The 15,922-nt window shown below is 61.3% G+C and carries 14 protein-coding genes and 3 pseudogenes; 10 read left to right on the plus strand and 7 right to left on the minus strand.

The annotated features are described in order from the left end of the window. Positions 1–93 precede the first annotated feature (93 nt). From HU719_RS18155 to HU719_RS18180, 6 genes are all read right to left on the minus strand, one after another. Entirely contained in the window at positions 94–1,035 is a 942-nt protein-coding gene (locus HU719_RS18155; protein WP_225917305.1) for a hypothetical protein, read from the minus strand. A gap of 50 nt (positions 1,036–1,085) precedes the next feature. Beyond that, positions 1,086–1,487: a DUF6971 family protein gene (locus HU719_RS18160; RefSeq protein ID WP_186534903.1), complete on the minus strand. Its 402-nt coding sequence runs from the start codon at positions 1,485–1,487 to the stop codon at positions 1,086–1,088. A gap of 104 nt (positions 1,488–1,591) precedes the next feature. After that, entirely contained in the window at positions 1,592–1,987 is a 396-nt protein-coding gene (locus HU719_RS18165; RefSeq protein WP_186534904.1) for a hypothetical protein, read from the minus strand. A gap of 559 nt (positions 1,988–2,546) precedes the next feature. After that, entirely contained in the window at positions 2,547–3,374 is an 828-nt protein-coding gene (locus HU719_RS18170; protein ID WP_186534905.1) for a TIR domain-containing protein, read from the minus strand. An 88-nt stretch (positions 3,375–3,462) separates the two neighbouring features. After that, the gene (locus HU719_RS18175; RefSeq protein ID WP_186534906.1) at positions 3,463–4,767 is read right to left on the minus strand and encodes a site-specific integrase; all 1,305 of its coding nucleotides are present in this window, start codon (positions 4,765–4,767) and stop codon (positions 3,463–3,465) included. A gap of 227 nt (positions 4,768–4,994) precedes the next feature. Further along, a complete protein-coding gene (locus tag HU719_RS18180; protein WP_186534907.1) occupies positions 4,995–5,489 on the minus strand; it encodes a DUF6231 family protein in 495 nt (164 codons plus the stop codon). 148 nt (positions 5,490–5,637) lie between these two features. On the opposite strand from HU719_RS18180, the gene HU719_RS18185 reads away from it, so the two are divergent. The 4 genes from HU719_RS18185 to HU719_RS18200 all read left to right on the plus strand — a co-directional run bounded on the left by HU719_RS18185 (position 5,638) and on the right by HU719_RS18200 (position 8,270). Beyond that, positions 5,638–6,330: a PA1041 family peptidoglycan-binding anchor lipoprotein gene (locus tag HU719_RS18185; protein ID WP_186534908.1), complete on the plus strand. Its 693-nt coding sequence runs from the start codon at positions 5,638–5,640 to the stop codon at positions 6,328–6,330. 89 nt (positions 6,331–6,419) lie between these two features. Further along, positions 6,420–7,142, plus strand: a complete 723-nt coding sequence (locus HU719_RS18190) for a PA1041 family peptidoglycan-binding anchor lipoprotein (protein ID WP_186534909.1) — start codon at positions 6,420–6,422, stop codon at positions 7,140–7,142. A gap of 101 nt (positions 7,143–7,243) precedes the next feature. Then, positions 7,244–7,519, plus strand: a complete 276-nt coding sequence (locus tag HU719_RS18195; protein WP_186534910.1) for a DUF1145 domain-containing protein — start codon at positions 7,244–7,246, stop codon at positions 7,517–7,519. After that, positions 7,512–8,270, plus strand: coding sequence for a collagen-like protein (locus tag HU719_RS18200; RefSeq protein ID WP_186516958.1), 759 nt, complete (start codon positions 7,512–7,514; stop codon positions 8,268–8,270). The genes HU719_RS18195 and HU719_RS18200 overlap by 8 nt, the downstream gene beginning before the upstream one ends. Positions 8,271–8,521: 251 nt before the next feature. On the opposite strand, the gene HU719_RS18205 is transcribed toward HU719_RS18200, so the two are convergent. After that, a complete protein-coding gene (locus HU719_RS18205; protein ID WP_186534911.1) occupies positions 8,522–8,986 on the minus strand; it encodes a CopD family protein in 465 nt (154 codons plus the stop codon). A gap of 97 nt (positions 8,987–9,083) precedes the next feature. On the opposite strand from HU719_RS18205, the gene dinG reads away from it, so the two are divergent. The 6 genes and pseudogenes from dinG (at position 9,084) to HU719_RS18225 (ending at position 15,918) form a co-directional block, all read left to right on the plus strand. Beyond that, the gene (gene dinG / locus HU719_RS18210; protein ID WP_186516962.1) at positions 9,084–11,228 is read left to right on the plus strand and encodes an ATP-dependent DNA helicase DinG; all 2,145 of its coding nucleotides are present in this window, start codon (positions 9,084–9,086) and stop codon (positions 11,226–11,228) included. Between the two features lie 366 nt (positions 11,229–11,594). Then, positions 11,595–11,831 (plus strand): annotated as a pseudogene (locus HU719_RS23935) (beta-agarase); the annotation flags it as partial. Between the two features lie 917 nt (positions 11,832–12,748). Continuing rightward, positions 12,749–12,841: pseudogene (locus HU719_RS23940) on the plus strand (hypothetical protein); the annotation flags it as partial. Between the two features lie 43 nt (positions 12,842–12,884). After that, positions 12,885–13,538 (plus strand): annotated as a pseudogene (locus tag HU719_RS23945) (beta-agarase); the annotation flags it as partial. Positions 13,539–13,662: 124 nt separating this feature from the next. Then, positions 13,663–14,808, plus strand: a complete 1,146-nt coding sequence (locus HU719_RS18220; protein ID WP_186534913.1) for a serine hydrolase domain-containing protein — start codon at positions 13,663–13,665, stop codon at positions 14,806–14,808. Positions 14,809–14,907: 99 nt separating this feature from the next. Next, positions 14,908–15,918 carry an OmpA family protein gene (locus HU719_RS18225; protein WP_186534914.1) on the plus strand — a complete coding sequence of 337 codons (1,011 nt, stop codon included), beginning with the start codon at positions 14,908–14,910 and terminating at the stop codon, positions 15,916–15,918. The last annotated feature ends 4 nt before the right edge of the window (positions 15,919–15,922 follow it).

Genomic DNA, 15,922 nt, shown 5'->3' on the forward strand with positions numbered 1-15,922 from the left:
CCCCTGAGGAACTATGGAATCAGACGGTCAGCTTTACATTGGTGACCAGCGGGAACGGCACTTGGACGGTCTGAAGACCATCGGTAGTGAGCTTCACTTGACCATGCCATTGGCGATGATGTCCACCACAGCCATGATCTCAAGGTCCCAGCCTTGGGCGTTCGGATTGCGGGTCGCTTCGATGCGCCACACGCTGCCGTCTTGGCGCTCACGGTAGCTCAGCGAGGTGAACAGCTTGGGCAACATGAAGATGCCGTGGTCGGTCCCAGTGTACGGCTGTACGCCTGCGCCAATGAGGTCCTCGATAGAGTCCTGACCAGCACGTTGAGCAGCGCGCTCAAGGACAGCCACCAGTGACACGGGCAGCAAGATCACGAAGTCACTCAGCGAGGTCCCTACAGTCTGGTTAACGTGGGTCGTGAGGATGTCGATGAGGTCCTCAGCGATCTCAGCAGGCTTGCCCGTTGGCTTGGCCTCAGAGACGCTCTCGGTGCTTGGGGCAGTCGCCAAGATGGCAGCGACCTTGCCGGCTGCACTGTGCTCGATGTCACGGAGCATCTTGTCAGCGGTTTGCTCCATAGACTGTACGGTGAAGCCTGCCATCAGATTGTGGTCGAGGATGGTGGCACGGTGGCTGATGACCAATGCCGTGTCGGTGGCCTCGGTGAAGATCACAGAACCGGCCAGGACTTCACCCTTGTCGATGGTCTCGTTATCCCAGTTCTTGCGAGGGTCGAAGGCGACAGAGCGGTCGGCCATGGTGATGATCTGTTGCCCAGTGGCCTCAGAACCAGCCGGACGGAACTCACAAGGGGTTGCCTCCATGGCAGCCTCTCGCCACTCATCGCCGTTCAAGTAGTCCTCAGCGGCTTCCACAAGGGCCTCCACGTAGACGGACACATCGGTGGCCGCTTGGGTCTCTGGCCGGACATCAGCAGTGTTGAATTGAATCGACCCGGTGTTTTCATTGGACGCGTTTACGCGCCACTTAACGGTGTCTACATGCGGGGCTACATACTCGAATGGTTTAGTCATGATTGTTGTCTCCTGAATTATGAATGAAGTGGTAGTGGGTCGAGGTGCTGTTACCAGCCACCGCTATTGCTACGGGAGGCGGCACGCATACGGGCACCATGCTCACGAATGGCCGCTGCAATCTCCTCACGCTTAGCCTTCGCTTGGGCGATCTCTCGGGGCGTATGCTCACGGCATCGCTCAGCATGGGCATCTGCCTCAGCCTGCAAGCGAGCACCCTCCTGAGCCTTTTGGTATTGGTATTGGCGGTACTCTCGGGCAACTACGGGAATCGCTTGGAGCGACAGACCGGCCTCATCGAACGCCTTAACGATCTCGAATTGCTGGCCCTTAACGGTCCCGCATTGGGCGACCAGCATGGGCAACATGATGTTCTCGACGTACTCACGGTTCAGTGTCTGGCCCGACACGGTGACTTCGTTCTTCAGGACTTTGGTGATGGTGATTTTCATGGTTTGGGTTCTCCTATTGGGGACCCTTTGATTCGTCCTTGCGCCATAGACGCGCACGACCAGACGGCCAAGGAGAAAGCCTTCGCGGGCATCTTCAAGGACGATCAAAAGGTTCTGGGTTTCAAATGGTTTTGATGCCGCTGATTCAGGACATGGCAAGCCTGAAGGGCATCGAAGGGATCAACCGTGGCGACGGTAAAAGTTGGAACATAGCGACGAACTGTAAGAACCACAGGAACGGCGTTAATAACATGGTAGAAACGGATCAGGTCAAGGCCCGTGGCTTTCAGAACTTCTTCAAGGGGATCTAAGAGAAACGCTCCCAGCTTGCCCGACACATACTCAAGGCAGCTCTCATGTCCTTTACTGGTCCGTAGACCGATGTTCTTGAGGTTGAAGACAGCGAGACGATGGCGACCAGTGGACATAGCTGACTCAATAGACAACAGGGTCTCTTGGCGTCCTTGTGGGATGCCGTCAAGTGCAAAATGGAATTTCATCTGGACCTCCTTTGAGGTGGCTGATTGACGGGGGTGTCATGGTCGCAAGACCAATCCCTAACTTAGAGAGGTCTATGAGATTGTCTTTAAGTCTTAATTGTTGGATTGATTTAAAGATAATAATGATAGAGTTGCTCTAAGAGTTATCTTTAAGTTAAAGGCCCCCGTACAACTTGAGCGATACACGGTGGCCCCAATCCCGTGCATGGTCTCTCCAACGGTGCCCTTCGTGGGCATCGGTTCATGGATCGACAGTATCAAGCTGTGCTCCTTCCTACTGGAGCCAGACGCTGTGGTCTGCTTATCGGGGACTGCTGGCGCTGGCTCACATCACCGCAATGGTGGCTGGTCTCTTATCGCTTGGTCGTCGCTGATCGGGATCGCAAGGATGCCCGGTAGGGATGGCAGGGCACTGTGAGATTTCTTTCGGTGGTCTCTGTGTGTCCTGGCCATAGTGAGGGTTTTTAAATTCTGGTTGACAGATGCGCATATTAGGGGAACTCATCGCCATGGTCAGAGCATCGACGATGAGTGGGTCTCACTTTGCATTTGCTCCGGCTCAGAACGGTATATCGTCATCCCCGTTTACTACATGCTTATGAGATCTCGCCTCATAAGGTAGGGCCTCGAACTGTTCAAAAAGGTCCGCAAGTTTCGATGACTCGGGCTTGGCCCTTCTTGCGAGATATCGAATTGAACGTGACATTTCTTTGAGCGCATCCAAGGATTCTTGATAACCCCCGGCTTCCATTGCATCTATATTGTGCGCATTAATAAATGCCTCCAGTAACTCCTCGATAGGCTTGGTAGGAATTCCAGAGTTCTGACGAGAGGCAGATCGGGTCAAGAGCAAAATCTCATCTAAGACTTCTCTATCTCCGCGTACTGGACCGTCAACAATAGTAATGGAGCTAAGGATTTCGTTGATTTTTTCTTCGAGATCAGGCCACCATTTCTCAAAAACATTATCCAGCGTTTTTACAGGAAGTTTCTGGTCGCCAAGCCTGCCATTAATTACAGTGATTAGTTTGTGAAAGTCTGTCTTTGTGAATTCGGTCGTTTGGAATTGCTTCAACGGGCCCGCAAGGTCTGCGTTGTTGATACCAAATAGAATCGGACAGACAAAACTTTTGTCGAGGCTCTTTGATAGTGCGCCCGCCTCGAACAGTATCCAGTCACTATGGATGTTGTCTCGGGTGATGCAGAGAATTCCAAGTTCAGCACTCGAAAGTTCCTTTGCGATGTCGTTGGCCCAACGCCCACCCTTCTCAATATCAGAGGGAGTGAAGTAAGGGGTTACGAGTTGTAAAACTCCGGGGAGCCAGTCACGGATAGACTCCGCTAATCTCTTACTTACTGGGCCTGACCAGCTTATGAAAACCTTCATTCGAATCCGTCCGTCTCTACAAAAACACTATATTAACAACGAAAAGTAGCCTTTTGCCATCCATCAGAAGCGACTCATTGGCAGGGACTCAATTCAAACGGGCTCCTGAAGAGAACGCCTTCACCAGAGCCTCATGGAGTGTTCTCACAGGAACCCTCTGAGACCCCGCGTAGAGGTCGTAAGTGATATTCCCTGAGCTGTGCCCGGTGATGCTCTGAGCGATGACCTCAGGGGTCGCAGCGGCCTTCAGCAGACCCGACAGGGAATGCCTCAGTGAGTGGAACGACTGATTCCCGCCAGAGGCCAGACCCAGAGGTTCCCTGAGGGCCTCATTGAGCGGCTTGTTGAAGTAATGTTCCTTGGCCTTGAACAGACGGCCTTCGTTGGCATCGACCCACTCAAGGAAGGTCTGAAGAGAGAACCCATAGGCCCCATCCACCAGAGGGACTTGCCTCACGGAGAAGCTGTTCTTCAGGGTCTTTCCACCGTTTTCATCTTTGTTGATGTCGATAACGGTGATGCCGTCCACCTGCTTAATGTCCTCCTTGGTCAACTGGTAGATTTCCCCAATGCGGGCACCTGTGAGAACCCCAAGGGACAAGGCCCAGCGCTTCCAATCGTCTATAGCCAGACCATTCGCGTGATCCATGATCTTGACCACCTGATCCTGAGTCAGGGGCTTGCGAGTGCTCTCAGCGCCTCTCTCGATCTTCAGGCCCTTGTCAAAAGAGCGCTCAAGGAATCCGTTATTTACCGCCCAGCTCATCACAGTTGATAGCTGAGTGAGTAGCTTGTTGGATGTCAGAGGTTTGCGACCATCAATGACTTTCTCCTTCAGCGCCACCATATCGGCCCGAGTGTGGGTCTTGAGGTTCAAGTCTCCAAGGAGCCCGCTGAGGGTCCGGCAAGCGGACGTGACTGATTTGTGAGTGGTCGCAGTGACGTTGCCCTTGCGCTCAGCCAGATAGAGCCCTGAGAGGGTCTCAAAGGTCACTGGCTCATCTGACGGTAAAACAGATAGGGGAAGGGACGCATTTACAGATAGGGACACGGAAGGGGCTACAGACGTGCTACAAGACAGCTCCCCAATGATCTCTGTGAGTTCCTGAGGGCGACCCTCAAGACGCTCCTGAGCAGCCCTGAGAACTCGCTGGCCTGTGCCAATGGCTCGCTGCTGGCTCCCAGTGAACCGACCAAGCGAGGCAGCCTCAGCGAGGTGATTGTTCATCTGGTCATAGATTTCCATGTAGAGGCCCCGTGAGTCCTCGCTATGGCCCTGTAGGGCGTCCTCAGCGATCTCTTTGAGGCGCTCCCTGAGGTCCTCCCACGAAGCCTCAGGGCGGTCGAGGTGGAAGACAGCCAGTGTCTTGAGGATGTCCTTGGAGAACTGCATAGCGGTTGGCCTATCGGTGGAACGGAGAGAGATGGCGAGACTACGGGTTGAGCATCCCCGAGGGCGAACCCTCAGGTAATAGATTCCTGACCGTCTGTAGTGCCAGACCGAAAGGGCCTGAGATGGTCTTTGGTGACAAGGCTGGTTACAGGCTGGTGACAGTTGGCCCTGCTCGGGGATAGCTTCGATAGCGTTCATGGTGAGGTAAGCCCTTGATATTCATGGGTTTACCACCAGTACTTGCCAAACATTTCCGGATTGGCCCAGAACCTGGCGTTGAGCCAGTCCGGGACCTGTTTGTAGTCGTGCAGATCATAGGTGAACAGGCTCAGCACCTGTTCGTCGCGGGTGAATTTTTCGCTTGCCGACAGCGCCAGCGAGAAAAAGTCGGTGTCGTGCCAGCCGCAGGCGGCGAGGTCGGCCAGTACCGCGACGCGGCTGGCATTGAGGTTGCGGATGCCACCGAGCAGCTCCAGGCCCTGGCGCTTGGGCAAGTGCTCCAGGCAATCCACCAGCAGCGCCAGCTCGAAGCGTTGTGCTGCCAGCGGCGCCGGCAGCGGGCCGGGCGCGGCCAGCTCGATGTGCGTCTGCGGGTGGGCCTTGGCAAAGGCGTCCAGTGCCGGGAAGCGCGTGCCCACCAGCAGCAAGGTGCGCGGGGCAAAGCGTTCGAGCAGGGCGGCCAGCGCTTGCTGCGGCGTGCGGAGTGAGACAGCGTCGGTCATTGCCATTCCTCGTTCAGGTCGCTCAAGACTAGCGGCCTGGAGCGCGCAGGCAAAGAGGCGTGGCTTATTGCTGGCACATCGTGAAACAGCGGTCTTTACTCCCAGAGCATCGGTTTTGCACCGATTCCCCCCTAGGAGAAGCAACAAGATGAGCATAGTACGCACAGCGATACCCCTGGTTCTGCTCACCAGTGTGTTGACTGGTTGTGCAGGTTTGCAAAAAACCGACTGGCCGAAGTGTGCTGCCGTCGGGGGCGTGGGCGGCGCGGCCCTGGGCGCCATCGAAAGCTCCAGCTGGGCTGGTTGGGGCGCCTTGCTCGGCGGTGGCCTGGCGGCTGGCTACTGCTGGGCCAATGGTGACGGCGACGAGGACGGCGATGGTGTGCCGGACAGTCGCGACAAGTGCCCTGGCACCCCGCGCGGGGTGCAGGTCGATGCCAACGGTTGCCCGCCGGCAGCGCCTGTGGTGCAGGAAGAAGTGGTGGTGCAGAAGGAGGAAGTCATCGTCATCCGCGATGTGCACTTCGAGTTCGACTCGGCGCGCCTGACGGCCACCGACAAGGACCGCCTCAACACCATCGCCACGCGCCTCAAGCAAGAAGCACCGAGCGCGCGCCTGAGCGTCAGTGGGCATACCGACAGCGTCGGCTCCGATGCGTACAACCAGAAACTGTCCGAGCGCCGTGCCCATTCGGTAACGGATTATCTGGTGCAGAGCGGCGTGTCGCGCAGTAGCTTCGTTTCGGTGGTCGGTGCCGGTGAAATCCAGCCGGTGGCTGACAACGCAACCGCCGACGGCCGCGCCATGAACCGCCGCACCGAGATCAAGATCCAGCGTTGAGCGCAGTGCGTGCGCGCCTTGAGAAGTGGCGCGGGCGCGTCTTTACTCCTGTGTGACCGGTAGTGGCCGGTGACACAGGAGCATCGATCATGAATGTCATGTCGAAGGCGGCGCTGCCGCTACTGGTGGTGACTGGCCTGTTGGGCGGCTGCGCCACCCACAGCGATGGCAGCGCACCCCTCAATCAACGGACCTGGCCACTGTGCAGCCTGCTTGGCGGGCTGGTCGGCGGCGGCCTCGGGGCTATCGAGAGTTCCAGTTGGGCGGCCGGTGCTGGCGCTGCGGGGGCGATCGTCGGTGGCCTTGTCTGCTATGCCCAGGACGGCGACCAGGACGATGACGGTGTATTCGACCGCCGCGACCGTTGCCCCGACACCCCGGCCGGAACCCCGGTGAACCACATGGGGTGCCCAGTGCCGCAATATCCGCCGGCACAGACCCAGCCCGAGCCTGTAGCCGCCACCCCGCAAGTGATTACCCTCGACGACCAGGGCCAGGTGCTGTTCGCCTTCAATTCCGCTGAGCTCAATACCGGCGCGCAGCAGCGCCTGCACAGCCTGCTGCCCAAGCTCAACGACCCCAGCGTGGTGAGCGTCAAGGTGATCGGCCATACCGACAGTGTCGGCTCCGATGCCTACAATCAGGGGCTGTCCGAGCGCCGTGCCAGCAGCGTGGCCGAGTACCTTATCAGCCAGGGGCTGGCGCCGCAGAAGGTGACCAGCCAGGGGCGTGGCGAGAGCGAACCGGTGGCTGACAACGACACCGACGAGGGCCGTGTGCAGAACCGACGGGTGGAACTGCACCTTAACTGAACACCCTCTGGCGCGCGCCCTTGCAACGGGGGTACTGTTGTCGACATGGCCCGCTCGGCGGGCCTTGCCGGCACAACAATAATGTCAGTGGGGGCGAGGGCATGAAGTTCATCCTGGGCTTGGGCAAGTTCCTGACCGTGGTGTTCTGGTGGGTGGTGCTGGTCAATCTGTTGATCCCGCAGCCGCTGCCGCTCAACCTGCTGATCAACGCTGCTGGCATTTCCCTGCTTGGCCTGCATGTGCTTGAAGTGCTGTGCTTCAACGCAAGCTTGCGCGGGCGCAGCCACCGCTGGTTCGACCGGTTGCAGATCCTGCTGACCGGTATCTTCCATGTCATGTCCATCCCCAAACCCGAAGAGGCGTCGCGCCGTGCGTAAACTGATGTTGCTGGCTGCCCTGGCCACGCCGATGGCCCAGGCCGAGAGCCTGGAAGTGGCTGCCCATTCGATGCTGCGCTTGCCCAACAAGGCTGCAAGCGTGCACCTGGAGCAGCTACGGGTGGCCGATTCTGCCACTTTGCTGTTGCCGGCCACGCTGACTGATTTAAAGATCGACCACCTTGAGCTTGGCCGTGATGCGCGCATTGCCATTGCCCCTGCCGCTGCGGGCTTGAGCATCGTGGCGGGCAGCGCAGCGCTTGGCGCGGGCAGCGAGTTCAGCGCTCCTGGCGCGCCGGGCAGTTACGAGCGCGCTGCGCGTCCGGGCCGGGACCTGGATATCCGCCTTGAAGCGCTGGAAGCTGAACGCTTGGTAATCGATGCGCGCGGCGGTGCGGGTGCGCCGGGTTACGTTGGGCTGGATGGCGCCAATGGCAAGGCCGGTGGCTGTACTTGGGGCCAGGCCAGCCGGGGTGCCAACGCTGATAATGGCGGCAATGGGCACGACGGGGCGGCTGGCGGGCGAGTGCGGCTGGCGCTGCCTCAAGGGTTTGCGCGCGAACGGGTTGAAGTGCGGGTCGATGGCGGGGCGCCGGGGCAAGGTGGCGCTGCCGGTGTGCCGGGTAAAGGTGGGGCGAGTAAAGGCTGCCTGGTTTATCGCACGGCCGCCGGAGCCAATGGGCGGCCCGGTCAGGCGGGTGAGCCTGGCTTGGCTGGGGCTGCTGGGGAGCTGATTCTGCAGCGGCTTTGAGGCCGGCTGGGGCTTGTGGAGTAAACGCGACCGTGGGGCCGCGCCCAGCCGCGATATCGGCGCCGTTTTACCCGGTAAGTGTAGGAGCGGCCTTGTGCCGCGAAAGGGGTGCGAAGCGCCCCCAGGATTTGTGCACCACGCTAATATCGCTGGGGCCGCTTCGCAGCCCTTTCGCGGCACAAGGCCGCTCCTACCTCGTGCGGCTTTTGGTTCATGTTGCTGGCGTTAGGGGGCAGAGATCGTCAGCTAGATCAAACCCAAAGCCGCGAACTGGCAACCGCCACAACCCCAACCCCGATCAGCAGATTAACCCCGACCATCCGTCGAATCCGCGCCAGCACCCCGGCCCCCGCAGCCCAATCCTCTGCCTGCACAGCCGCGCGCAGCTCAGGCAGCAGCAACGCCTGTACCCGCATGAACAAGGCGAACATCACGATCCCACCGCCGATCATCACCTGAACATACCGCGGTGCCGTCTCGAAGCCGGCGAAGCGCAGGTGAATCATGCCCACCCCACTCACTGCCAGCACCACCACCGCAAGCCAGACCCATCCGAAAAAGCGTCGGAAAACTTCCACCCACAACCGCAGCCGCGCCGGCCCCTCAAGCGTTGAAACCATTGCCGGGCACAGCACCAGCCAGGCTAAGAACATCCCGCCGACCCAAATCAGGGCAGCCAGAACATGCAGTGTATAGGGCAGGGCAAAGGCAACCATCCGGATCTCCATTCGGCACAAAGGGCAATAGCCGGGTATGATAGCCCCCCATGCGAAACACTGAAAATATATCCAGCCCTTCGGGCGTCCGCAGACCATGATCAGTACCGAACTCAAAGCCACCATCCAGGGCGCCTACTCGCGTTTCCTCGAAGCCAAAAGCCTCAAGCCGCGCTATGGCCAGCGCCTGATGATCGCCGAAGTCGCCAAGGTGCTCGGTGACATTGCCACCGACGACGAAGGCCGCCGTGCAGGCGAACCCGCCGTGGTAGCGGTCGAGGCCGGCACTGGTACCGGCAAGACCGTCGCCTACAGCCTGGCCGCCATTGCCGCCGCCAAGGCCGCAGGCAAGCGCCTGGTGATTGCCACCGCAACCGTGGCCCTGCAAGAGCAGATCGTGTTCAAGGACCTGCCCGACCTCATGCGCAACAGTGGGCTGAATTTCAGCTTTGCGCTGGCCAAGGGCCGTGGGCGCTATCTGTGCCTGTCCAAGCTCGACGTGCTGCTGCAAGAAGGCCACGCCCAGTCGGCCACCGCGCAGCTGTTCGAAGAAGAAGGCTTCCATATCGAAGTCGATGAGCGCAGCCAGAAGCTGTTCAACAGCATGATCGAAAAGCTCGCGGGCAACCGCTGGGACGGCGACCGCGACAGTTGGTCGGAAAACATCGAAGACCAGGACTGGGCGCGCCTGACCACTGACCACGGCCAGTGCACCGGCCGCCATTGCCCGAACTTCCAGCAGTGCGTGTTCTACAAGGCACGTGAAGGCATGGGCAAGGTCGATGTCATCGTCACCAACCACGACATGGTGCTGGCCGACCTTGCACTGGGTGGCGGCGCGGTGCTGCCCGACCCGCGTGACACCATGTACGTATTCGACGAAGGCCATCACCTGCCCGACAAGGCCATCGGCCACTTCGCCCATTACTCTCGCCTGCGCTCCACCTCCGACTGGCTTGAGCAAACCGCCAAGAACCTGACCAAGCTGTTGGCCCAGCACCCGCTGCCGGGCGACCTTGGCCGCTACATCGAACAGGTGCCGGAGCTTGCGCGTGAAGTGCGCACTCAGCAGCAGTTCATGTTCACCCTGTGCGAGCAGGTGGCCGATTTCCGTGCCGGGGAAGACATGGAAGGCCGTGACCGGCCGCGCTACCGTTTCGAAGGCGGTGTGGTGCCCGAGCAAATCCGCGAAGTCGGCATCGAGCTGAAAAAAGGCTTTGCCCGCCTCAACGACCTGTTCACCCGTCTGGCCGACTTGCTCAAGGAAGGCATGGACGGCGAAAGCAGCATTGGCATCGCCAGCCATCAGGCTGAAGAGTGGTATCCGCTGTTCGGCAGCCTGGTCACCCGCGCCCAGGGCAACTGGGAGCTATGGACCGCCTTCACCGCCGAAGACCCGGAAGACAGCCCGCCGATGGCGCGCTGGTTGACCCTGGCCGAAACCGGCGCGTTGTTCGATATCGAGGTCAACGCCAGCCCCATCCTGGCCGCCGAGATGCTGCGGCGCAATCTGTGGAATGTCGCCTTCGGCGCGCTGGTCACTTCGGCCACGCTGACCGCGCTGGGCAAGTTCGACCGCTTCCGCATGCGTTCGGGGCTGCCGCGTGATGCGGTGCAGTGCGTGGTACCCAGCCCGTTCGTGCACGATGACGCAGGCGTGCTGCGGGTGCCGGACCTGGGTGCCGACCCGCGCGATGCCACGGCGCATACCGCGGCGATCATTCGCGAGCTGCCCGGCATTGTCGAGGGTGCTCGCGGCGCGCTGATCCTGTTCTCTTCGCGCAAGCAGATGCAGGATGTATTCGACGGCCTGGACCGCGACTGGCGCAAGCTGGTGCTGATCCAGGGCAACCTGTCCAAGCAGGAAACCCTGAACAAGCACAAGGCGCGGGTCGACGATGGCCAGCACAGCGTGCTGTTCGGCCTGGCAAGCTTCGCCGAAGGTGTCGACTTGCCGGGTGCCTACTGTGAACACGTGGTTATCGCCAAGATCCCCTTCGCGGTGCCCGATGATCCGGTCGAGGCTGCGCTGGCCGAGTGGATCGAGGCCCGTGGCGGCAACCCGTTCATGGAAATCGCCGTACCTGACGCTTCGCTGCGCCTGATCCAGGCCTGCGGCCGCCTGCTGCGTACCGAGCAGGACCGTGGTGTCATCACCTTGCTCGACCGGCGCCTGGTCACCCAGCGCTACGGCAAGGCTATTCTCAATGCACTTCCGCCGTTCCGGCGCGAAATCAGCTGACCGCCGGAGCAAGATGCACCGGCGTGCTGTCCATGACTGAGTTGCGAACCCATGAGGGTTCAGAAGGAGAGCTACCGCCCCATGATCCGTCGCACCCTACCTGCCATGCTTACCCTGTTGTTCAGCGCGCCGTTGCTCGCCGGGCAACAGACACTGTTCAGTTTCGTGCGCCCTGCCTCGGTGGTGAACGTCACCACCCAGGACGCCGGGATGCCGCAGTACAACGCAGAGCAAACCGCCGAAGGCGAGGTGCTGCGGCGGGTGGTATTCAACCCCGTGCCCCAGCCGACGCTGCGCCTGGCGCCGCCAAGCGGCGCGTGGGACTGGTCGGCCGGGCAGTTCCTCACCCTGCGCCTGCAAAGCGGCATGGATTGGGCGCTCACGGTAGATGTCACCGTTCAGGGTAGCGATGGCCGCACGCTGACCAGTCGCGTCGACCTGCCGGCCGGCCCGGCGCAGACGGTAATGGTTCCGCTGGTCGCCCGCTCGCCGCTAAGCCAGGGCATGCGCGCCGGCCCGCCGATGCCTTGGAGCCACGGCGGCGAGCGCCTGCTGCTGGCCAGCAGCAAGGGTGAAGTGGACCTCAAGCAGGTCACCTCGGTGAGCCTGAGCATCCCCAACCCGAATGTTTCCCAGAGCCTGCTGATCGAGCGCGTAGGCCTGCAAGACGATGACCTTGCATTCAAGGCTGCCTACAGCGAGCTGATCGACGGCTTTGGCCAGTCGACACGCGGCAACTGGCCAGAAAAGGTCAGCAGCGACGAGCAGCTCAAGGCTGCCAGCCTGCGTGAGCAGCCGCAGCTCAAGGCCTGGCTGGCCGAACGCGACAAGCTCGGCCTGGACCCATACGGCGGTGTGCAGGCAGGCCCTGCGTTCGACGCCAAAGGGTTCTTCCGTACCGAAAAACGTGACGGGCGCTGGTACCTGGTGACACCGGACGGCCACCCGTTCTATTCGCTTGGGGTCAATGCCGTTGCGCCAGACGGCGGGCGCACCTATGTTCAGGGCCGCGAGGGCATGTTCAAAAACCTGCCAGGCGAGGGCCAGGCGCTGGCGGCTTTCTATGGCCAGGGCAATAACGACGACGGCAACACGTCCTCTCAGGGCCGCCACTTCAAGCAGGGGCGCTGGTTCGACTTCTACAGTGCCAATCTGCAGCGCACCTATGCCAAACCGTGCCAGGCCGATGCGCAGGCTGCCCCATGCCCGCCGCTGGCACTCGATGCCGCGCGCTGGCAGGCGCATACCCTCGACCGCTTGCAGGCGTGGGGTTTCAACACCTTGGGCAATTGGAGCGACCCGTCGTTTGAACACGCCCAGCGCATGCCCTACACGCTGCCACTGTCGATCGTTGGCGACTACGCCAGCATCAGCACCGGCATGGACTGGTGGGGGCGCATGCCCGACCCGTTCGACCCGCGCTTTGCCATGGCCACCGAACGCGCCGTGGCCATTGCCGCACGCGACCACCGCGATGACCCTTGGCTGATTGGTTATTTTGCCGACAACGAACTGGCCTGGGCTGCGCCGGGTGCAGACCCCAAAGCCCGCTATGGCCTGGCGTTCGGCACCTTGCGCCTGACCACCGACGTGCCGGCCAAGCGCGCCTTCCTTAAACAGTTGCGCGACAAGTACCGCAACCAGGACGGCCTTTCCAAAGCTTGGGGCATCGAGCTCAGTGCCTGGGAGTTGATGGAAGACCCAGGCTTCGAGGCGCCACTGCCCAACCCGGAACACCCGGAAATCGAGCGTGACTACCAGTACTTCCAGCAGGTATTCGCTGAAACCTACTTCAAGACCATCGCCGATGCCCTCAACTGGCACGCGCCCAACCACCTGCTGCTGGGCGGGCGCTTTGCGCAGAGTACGCCGGAAGCGGTCAAGGCCTGCGCGCGTTACTGTGACGTGCTGAGCTTCAACTTCTATACCCTCAAACCGCAGGACGGTTACGATTTCGAGCGCCTGGCCGAGTTGGACAAGCCGGTGCTGGTGTCGGAGTTTCAGTTCGGTTCGCGTGATCGCGGCCCGTTCTGGCCAGGTCCGGTCGAAGTTGCGCGGGAAGAGGAGCGGGGCCCTGCGTACGGCAACTTCCTCAAGGCGGCGTTGGCCCAGCCCATGATTGTCGGGGCGCACTGGTTCCAGTACCTCGACCAGCCGGCCAGCGGCCGGTTGCTCGACGGCGAAAACGGCCACCTTGGGCTTGTGGCCATCACCGATGTGGCCTACCCGGGCTTCGTCGAAGCCGTGCGAAAGAGCAACCTGCAAGCCGTTGGTCAGTTGCGCACCGTGTTGCAGAAACCGGCGCAGTAAGCGGGTCGGGCGGGGCAGGAGTGGGCGATTCCGCGGCTTTATCGAGGGCCATCCAGTAGGCAAACCGCCCAACTACTGAAACAATGCACGCCTTTGCCAGTCAGGTCGTACGGAGAGGTAGCGGGTGCAGATCCAGGGTCACTATGAGCTGAAGTTCGAGGCGGTGCGCGATGCCTTCGCCGCGTTGTTCGAGGATCCCCAGGAGCGTGGCGCTGCGCTGTGCATCCAGGTCGGCGGCGAGACTGTTGTCGACCTGTGGGCCGGCACCGCCGACAAGGACGGCCAGCAGGCGTGGCACAGCGATACCATTGCCAACCTGTTCTCCTGCACCAAGACGTTCACGGCCGTCACCGCCCTGCAACTGGTCGGGGAAGGCAAGCTGGCGCTGGATGCACCGGTAGCGCGTTACTGGCCCGAGTTTGCCCAGGCCGACAAGGGCAACATCACCCTGCGCCACTTGGTCAGCCATCGCGCCGGCCTGCCGGCCATCCGCCAACTGCTGCCCGCCGAGATGCTTTACGACTGGCAGGGCATGGTCGATGCCTTGGCCGCCGAAGCACCCTGGTGGACGCCCGGCAGCGAACACGGTTACGCCGCCATCACCTATGGCTGGCTGCTCGGTGAGCTGATTCGCCGCGCCGACGGTCGTGGCCCTGGTGATTCGATTGTCGCCCGCACCGCCAGGCCGCTGGGCCTGGACTTCCATGTTGGCCTTGCCGATGAAGAGTTCCACCGGGTGGCGCATATTGCCCGTGGCAAGGGCAATGCCGGCGATGCCGCTGCCCAGCGCCTGCTGCAGGTGACGATGCGTGAGCCCGAGGCGTTGTCGACGCGCGCCTTTACCAACCCGCCGGCAATTCTTACCAGTACCAACAAGCCTGAATGGCGGCGCATGCAGCAGCCTGCGGCCAACGGGCACGGCAACGCCCGTAGCCTGGCCGGTTTTTATGCCGGGCTGCTCGATGGCAGCTTGCTCGAATCCGAACTACTGGATGAGCTGACCCGTGAACACAGCCTGGGCCAGGACCGCACCTTGCTCACCCAGACGCGCTTCGGCCTGGGCTGCATGCTCGACCAGCCCACGGTGGCCAATGCCACCTTCGGCCTTGGCGCCCGTGCCTTCGGCCACCCGGGGGCAGGCGGCTCGGTTGGCTTTGCCGACCCGGAGCACGACGTGGCTTTTGGCTTTGTCACCAATACCCTCGGCCCTTATGTGCTGATGGACCCGCGCGCGCAACAACTGGTGCGGGTGTTGGGCACCTGCCTTTGATCGGGTAACGCGGGTATTGCCTGCGGCCTTTGACTATCCTCAATGCCAACGCCTCATCCGTGTGGGCAAAATATCCTTCTATTTCATGGTGTATCGCTGATGTCTTCACATAAAACCTTAGCACTCGCGCTGTGCCTGGCCATGACCGGCTGCGCCAGCCATTCGCAGGACGCGTCCAAAGACAGCGGCCTGAGCTGGTGGCCATTTGGTTCGGACGCAGTTGCCGACAAGGAAGTGAAGGGCGCTGTTACCGAGAACGTGGCCAAGGCCGATGCCAAATCAGAAAGCGGCAGCCGTTGGTGGTGGCCGTTTGGCGGTGACGACAGCAAGGCGCAAGCCGCTGCCGTGCCGAAAATCGACCACAAGGCCACCCAGGCCTGGCTCGACCAGTACGAACCTAAAGTGCGCGAGGCCATCAAGGGCAGCAAGTTCGAGCTGGAGCGCCGTGAAGATGTGCTGGCGGTGACCATCCCGGTGGACGGGGCCTACAACCCTGACCGCCCGAACATGCTGCTGCCACTGACCCTCGGCCCGATTACCCAGGTGGCCAAGGCCATCGAGACCGACAACAAGACCGCCATTCTGATTCTCGGCCATGCCGACAGCAGTGGCGCCACGGCTGCCAACCAGAAGCTCAGCCTGGAGCGCGCAGCCTCGGTCTCGGCGATCTTCCGTCTTAGCGGCCTGAAACGTGACCGCCTGATGCTCAAGGGCATGGGTTCGGTCATGCCGCGTGCGGCCAACGACAGCGCTGCCGGCCGGGCCTTGAACCGCCGTGTCGAGCTGCTGCTGACGCCGCAGGACACCATGGTTGCCCTGCTGGCCAAGTACCAACAGCCTGCCCAGGCGCCTCAGCCAGCCGCGATGGTTGCCACGCAGGACGCCAAGGCGCCGGCCGCCGCTGCCGCTAAACCTGCGGCCAAGCCCGCTGCCAAACCGGCCGCCAAGGCTGCAGCAAAACCTGCTGCGAAAAAAACCGTAGCCAAGACCAAGGCGCCAGCCAAGGCCACCGCTGCCGCCAAGAAAGCACCTGCAGCAGCCAAGCCTGCCGCAAAAAAGGCAACCACCGACAAGAAAGTTGCCGCCAATAGCCCTGCGAAGACCAACTGATCGT

The organism is Pseudomonas farsensis (genome assembly GCF_014268805.2).
Lineage (GTDB): Bacteria > Pseudomonadota > Gammaproteobacteria > Pseudomonadales > Pseudomonadaceae > Aquipseudomonas > Aquipseudomonas farsensis.